Source organism: Micromonospora sp. NPDC049645, assembly GCF_040675155.1.
Lineage (GTDB): Bacteria > Actinomycetota > Actinomycetes > Mycobacteriales > Micromonosporaceae > Micromonospora.
In genome coordinates this window covers 48922-54921 of record NZ_JBFAOI010000022.1, presented here as the reverse complement: position 1 = coordinate 54921, position 6000 = coordinate 48922, and the positions used below count along the sequence as shown (strand labels likewise).

5 protein-coding genes are annotated in these 6000 nt (G+C 72.2%); 4 read left to right on the top strand and 1 reads right to left on the bottom strand.

The annotated features are described in order from the left end of the window. The first annotated feature begins 159 nt into the window (after positions 1–159). The gene (locus AB0J33_RS29450) at positions 160–579 is read left to right on the top strand and encodes a protein-tyrosine phosphatase family protein (RefSeq protein WP_363618095.1); all 420 of its coding nucleotides are present in this window, start codon (positions 160–162) and stop codon (positions 577–579) included. 36 nt (positions 580–615) lie between these two features. Here AB0J33_RS29450 and AB0J33_RS29445 read toward each other — a convergent pair whose 3' ends face one another. After that, complete coding sequence (locus AB0J33_RS29445; RefSeq protein ID WP_363618093.1) at positions 616–2910, bottom strand: excinuclease ABC subunit UvrA; 2295 nt, start codon at positions 2908–2910, stop codon at positions 616–618. Positions 2911–3074: 164 nt separating this feature from the next. Here AB0J33_RS29445 and AB0J33_RS29440 point away from each other — a divergent pair, with 164 nt between their 5' ends. From AB0J33_RS29440 to AB0J33_RS29430, 3 genes are all read left to right on the top strand, one after another. Next, positions 3075–3803, top strand: a complete 729-nt coding sequence (locus AB0J33_RS29440) for a MerR family transcriptional regulator (RefSeq protein WP_363618091.1) — start codon at positions 3075–3077, stop codon at positions 3801–3803. Between the two features lie 47 nt (positions 3804–3850). Continuing rightward, positions 3851–5059 carry a D-alanyl-D-alanine carboxypeptidase gene (locus AB0J33_RS29435; protein WP_363618089.1) on the top strand — a complete coding sequence of 403 codons (1209 nt, stop codon included), beginning with the start codon at positions 3851–3853 and terminating at the stop codon, positions 5057–5059. 70 nt (positions 5060–5129) lie between these two features. Continuing rightward, positions 5130–5981 carry a peptidylprolyl isomerase gene (locus AB0J33_RS29430; RefSeq protein WP_363618087.1) on the top strand — a complete coding sequence of 284 codons (852 nt, stop codon included), beginning with the start codon at positions 5130–5132 and terminating at the stop codon, positions 5979–5981. The last annotated feature ends 19 nt before the right edge of the window (positions 5982–6000 follow it).

The window sequence follows — 6000 nt, the reverse complement described above, 5'->3', positions numbered from 1 at the left end:
CCCAAATTGCCCTCGCGGAATACCGTTCGGCTGGAGCCGCGTCGTGCCACTCGCCGAGAGGCGACCTGCACACCGACGTCAGCGCCGCCCCCGGCTCACCGGCCGGGGGCGGCGCTGTCTGTCCCGCCTGTCGTCGGACGGCGGCGGCACAATGTTCGGGTGACTGACGTGCAGCCGTGGCCCGAGCAGTCGGGAGTACTCGCACTGCCCAGTGGCGTCGTGGTGCGTGGGCGCCGCATCGCTGCGGCGACCTCGCCCGCCGACTTCGCCGTGCTGTTGGCACCCGGCCCGGAGCCTGCCTGGCCGTACCGGCGGGTCCGGTGGCCCGATTTCTGGGTACCGCTCGACCGCGCCGAAGCGATCGATGCCCTGCGGGAGGCGCTGCGGCGGGCGCATGCTGGCGAACGCGTCGAAGTGGCCTGCCGAGGCGGGGTGGGTCGCACCGGAACGGCCCTGGCCGCGCTGGCGATCCTCGACGGGCTGCCGGTCGAGCGGGCGGTGCCGTGGGTTCGGGCCGGCTACCACCCGAAGGCGGTGGAGACGCCCTGGCAGCGGCGCTGGCTGCGCCGCGTCGCCTGACCGTCACCGCACCCCATCGCCGTCGCCGCAGCGGTGTCAGCTCTGGGCGGCCATCGCCGGTTCGTTGACGTACTCGCGTAGGTGGTTGGCGGTGAGGGTGTCACCGGTGGCGACCAGTTCGGCCGGGGTGCCGGTGAAGACGATCCGCCCGCCGTCGTGGCCGGCGCCGGGACCGAGGTCGATGAGCCAGTCGGCGTGTGCCATGACCGCCTGGTGGTGCTCGATGACGATCACCGTGTTTCCGGCGTCGACCATTCGGTCGAGCAGGGCCAGCAGTTGGTCCACGTCGGCCAGGTGCAGGCCGGTGGTCGGCTCGTCCAGGACGTACGTGGTGGCCCTCTCCGCGAGGTGGATGGCGAGCTTGAGTCGTTGCCGTTCCCCGCCGGACAGCGTGGTCAGCGGCTGACCGAGGCGGAGGTAGCCCAGCCCGACGTCGACCAGCCGACCGAGGATGAGATGCGCCGACCCGCTGGGGAAGAAGGCGTACGCCCCGGTGACGGACATGGCCAGTACCTCGCTGATGTTCTTGCCGCGCAGCGTGTACGTGAGCACCTCGTCGGTGAAGCGTCGCCCTTCACATCGTTCGCAGACACTCGCGACGCCGGCCATCATCGCCAGGTCGGTGTAGATGAGCCCGATTCCCTTGCAGGCCGGGCAGGCGCCCTCGGAGTTGGCGCTGAACAGCGCCGCCTTGACTCCGTTGGCCTTGGCGAAGGCGGCGCGGATCGGGTCGAGCAGCCCGCTGTAGGTGGCCGGGTTGCTGCGGCGTGAGCCACGGATCGGGGACTGGTCGACGATGACGACCCCGGACCGGCCGCGCAGCGACCCGTGGATCAGTGAGCTCTTGCCGGAGCCGGCCACGCCGGTGACCACGGTGAGGACCCCGAGCGGGATGTCCACGTCGACGTCGCGCAGGTTGTGCAGGTCGGCCCGGCGGATGGGAAGTTGCCCGGTCGGTCGGCGTACCGCCTCGCGCAGGGTCACGCGGTGGTCGAGGTGCCGACCGGTGAGCGTGTCGGAGCGGCGTAGCGCGGGGACGTCGCCGGTGAAGCAGATCCGTCCACCGTCGGTGCCGGCCCCCGGCCCGAGGTCGACCACGTGGTCGGCGATGGCGATGGTCTCCGGTTTGTGTTCCACCACCAGCACGGTGTTGCCCTTGTCGCGCAGCCGCAGCAGCAGGTCGTTCATCCGGGCGATGTCGTGCGGGTGCAGGCCGACGGTGGGTTCGTCGAAGACGTACGTGACGTCGGAGAGGCTGGAGCCGAGGTGCCGGACCATCTTCACCCGTTGCGCCTCACCACCGGACAGGGTCGCCGACTCACGGTCCAGGCTGAGGTAACCCAGCCCGATCTCGACCAGGGAGTCCAGCAGGTCACGGAGGTTGGCGATGAGGGGTGCCACGCCCGGGTCGTCGACGCCGCGGACGAACGCGGCCAGGTCGCTGATCTGCATCGCCGAGCAGTCGGCGATGGTGTGGCCGGCGATGCGCGAGGACAGGGCCGCCGCGTTGAGTCGGGTGCCGCCGCAGTCGCCGCAGGTGGTGAAGGTGACCGCCCGGTCGACGAACGCGCGGATGTGCGGTTGCATCGACTCGCGGTCCTTGGCGAGAAGAAGCCGCTTGACCTTGACCGCGAGGCCCTCGTACGTCCAGTTGTTGCTGCCCACCTTGATCTTCGTGGGCGGCTTGTGCAGGAGGTCCTCCCACTGTTGGGGGGTGAAGTCCTGGAGTTTGACGTCCGGGTCGAACAGGCCGGAGCCGACGATGGTCTGCCAGTACCAGGAGCCGACCGCGAAGTTGGGCGCGGTGATCGCGCCGTCGTTGAGGGAGCGCTCGACGTCCACCAACTCGTTGACGTCGAGGTCGGAGACCCGGCCGAGCCCCTCGCAGGTGGGGCACATGCCCTCGGGCAGGTTGAAGCTGAACGCCCCGGCACCGCCGATCGACGGTTGCCCGAGTCGGCTGAAGAGGATCCGCAGCATGGCGTACGCGTCGGTGGCGGTGCCGACGGTGGAGCGGGAGTTGGCGCCCATCCGCTCCTGGTCGACGACGATGGCGGCGCTGAGGTTGCGCAGCGAGTCGACGTCCGGCCGGTTGAGGTTCGGCATGAACGACTGGAGGAAGGCGCTGTAGGTCTCGTTGATCATGCGCTGGGACTCTGCGGCGATGGTGCCGAACACCAGCGACGACTTGCCTGATCCGGAGACACCGGTGAAGACGGTCAACCGGCGCTTGGGGATGTCGACCGAGACGCTGGCGAGATTGTTCTCCCGCGCCCCGCGTACCTCGATCATGTCGTGGCTGTCGGCGGCGGACCATGCTGGCTGCGACATGCGAACCCTTCACGGAATCGTGGCGGGACTTCTCCCGCCGAACACTGGCGGGTTCCATTGTCTCATTCATCCCCATGTAGAGAGTTTCGACGGAATCCCAGCGCGGACGGCAGCAGCGTGTCCTAGAAAGTCTCAAATCACGTCGTAAGCGCTAGGGTGCTCGGGTGGACGTCGCCCCGAAGGACCGGCTGCGCGCCGTGGACCTGGCGGCCACCGTCGGCATCTCGGTGCAGCAGGTGCGCAACTACGTCGAGCTGGGGGTCCTGCCGCCGGTGCGGCGCACCGCGAGCGGCTACCGGATCTTCACCGGCGAACACGCGCGGGCGCTGACCGTGGCGCGACGGATGGCCGAGGGGCACGGCTGGATCCGTACCCGGGAAGTCATGGCGGCGGTGCACCGGGGTGACCTGCCGGCGGCGCTGGCGGCGCTCGACGGCGGCCACGCCGAGCTGGACCGGGAACGCGCCGAGATCCGCCGGGTGCTCGGCGCCTTCGAGACCGTGCTGGCCAGCCCACCTGCGGCCCGGCCGGCGCCGCGCCACGACGCCCGCATCGGCGAGGTCGCCACCCTGGTCGGGGTCCGGACCTCGCAGCTGCGGCTGTGGGAGGAGCGCGGGCTGCTGCGCCCGGGGCGCACCCCGGGCACCAACTACCGGGTGTACGACGAGGCAGAGCTACGCGCCGCGCAGGTCATCGCGTTGTTGCGCCGGGGCGCGTACCCGTTCGAGATCATCGCGGCGGTGCTGGGCGAACTGCGGACCACCGGCAGCGCCCAACGAGTCCGCGCCGAGTTGGCCCGTCGCGAGCAGGAGCTGCACGCCCGCAGCCTGCGCCGGCTGCGGGGCAGCGCCGCCCTGCACGACTACCTGCGCGGTCGCGGCGACGCGGGTTGACCGGCATCCCGTCCCGCCGGGCGATCCTCCTGACTAGGGTCGGGCACATGAGAGCTGCGCTGCTTGCGGCCACGACGTCCGCCGTCCTGCTCGCTCCCGTGCCGGTGGGCGCGGCGGGAGCGTCCGCCGCGCCGACGGTGCGCTGCCCGCGGGTCCCGGCGCCAGCGGCGTCCCGCCCGCCCCGGCCCTCACCCCCGCCCGCCGTGCCCGAGCAACGGGTGGTCGGCGGCGCGGCACTGGACACGGCCGGCCTGGTCGTGCCGGCCGGCGTCGGCGCGCCACCGGGGGTCACCGCCACCTCGTGGCTGGTCGCCGACCTGGACAGCGGCCAGGTCCTCGGCGGCTGCGGCCCCCACGAGTACGGCACACCGGCGAGCGTGCAGAAACTCCTGCTGGCGGCCACGATGCTGCCCAGGCTCGACCCGAAGCAGACGGTCACCGTCACCGACGCGGACATGGACATCGAACCCGGCTCCTCGGCCGTGGGCCTGGTCGAAGGCGGTCGGTACACCATCGAGACCATCTGGCTCGGGTTGCTGCTCAACTCGGGCAACGAGGCCGCCAACGCGCTGGCCCGACTCGGCAGCGGCACGGACAGCGCCGCCGGCGTACGCGCCATGAACGAGAAGGCCCACCACCTCGGCGCGCTCCAGACACACGCGGTCACCCCGTCGGGACTTGACGGCAGGGGGCAGTTCACCAGCGCGTACGACCTGGCACTGATCGCCCGGGCCTGCTTCGCCGAGCCGACCTTCCGCCGCTACGCGCTGACCGAGCAGACGTCGATTCCGGCGCAGCCGGCGCAACGCACCAAGGGCTTCGAGATCCAGAACGAGAACCAGCTCATCTACCGGTACCCGGGGGCGCTCGGCGGCAAGACCGGCTTCACCGATCTGGCCCGGCACACCTACGTGGGGGCGGCGGAACGCGGCGGACGGCGGCTGGTGGTGACCCTGCTGGGTGCCGAATCGGCGCCGGTACGCGGCTGGGAACAGGGCGCGGCCCTGCTGGACTGGGGCTTCACGCTGCCCCGGGGCGCCTCCGTGGGCCGGTTGGTCGAGCCCGGCGAGCTGACCGCCACGCCGTCGGTGGCGCCGTCCGCGTTGGCGGCACCCGGCGCGCCCCGGCCGGCGGCGGCCAGTGGTCCCGCGCGGAGCGACTCGGGCTGGCTCTGGTCGGTGACCGCCGTCAGCGGCGCGGCGGTGCTGGCGTCGTTGGGCGGGCTGCTGTGGCGGCGTCGCCGTCGGATGCTCTGACGGATCGACATCGGGCGCCACCGTCCATAGACTCCGGTCTTTCTGGCACCACCAGTCCAGGAGGATCCCTGTGTCGAGTGAACCCGAAACGCGCCCCGCACCGGCGGCACCCCGCCGGCCGGTTCGCGCCCTGACCCGCCTCGCGGGCGTGACCGTGCTCGCCGGGGCGCTGGTCGTCGGCGCGTCCGCCACCGCGCTCGCCGCACCGGGCCCGTCGGCCGACGCGGTGCGCCTCTCCACCGCGCCGCAGAGCGCCGCCGTCGACACCGCCGCCCGGCCACCGCACACCACTCACGGCCCGTGCGCGTACACCGAGACGCCGGACGAGCCGGCCGCCCGGCCGGTGCCGCTGCCGCCCGACCCGCGCCGCACGCCGTCGCGGGGCACTGTCCGGGTGACCCTGGCGACCAACCACGGGCCGATCGGGTTGACCCTGGACCGGGCCGCCGCGCCGTGCACGGTGCAGAGCTTCCTGCACCTGGTCGGCAAGCGCTTCTACGACCGCACCCCGTGCCACCGGCTCACCGCGTACCCGACGCTGAGCGTGTTGCAGTGCGGTGACCCGTCCGGCACCGGCGAGGGTGGCCCGGGATACCGCTACCGCGACGAACTGCCGACCGACCTGCCGCCCGCGCCCACCGACCCGACCGGGGAGCGGCGCGTCTATGCCCGGGGTGTGCTGGCCATGGCCAACGCCGGACCGGACACCAACGGCAGCCAGTTCTTCCTGGTGTACGCGAACTCCGCGCTGCGTCCCAACTACACGATCTTCGGCGAGGTCGACGCGCCCGGCCTGGCCACCCTGGACCGGATCGCCGCCGGGGGAGTGGCTCCGACCGCCGAGGACCCCGCGCCGGTCGACGGCGCGCCCGCGTTGCCGGTGACCATCCGCAAGGCCACCCGCTGGCACCACCACCACTGACGGTACGGCGCGGTGGGTG

Excerpts from the sequence above, each read along its gene's own strand:
- AB0J33_RS29445 (WP_363618093.1), bottom strand. The coding sequence starts at position 2,910 with ATGTCGCAGCCAGCATGGTCCGCCGCCGACAGCCACGACATGATCGAG.
- AB0J33_RS29435 (WP_363618089.1), top strand. The coding sequence starts at position 3,851 with ATGAGAGCTGCGCTGCTTGCGGCCACGACGTCCGCCGTCCTGCTCGCT.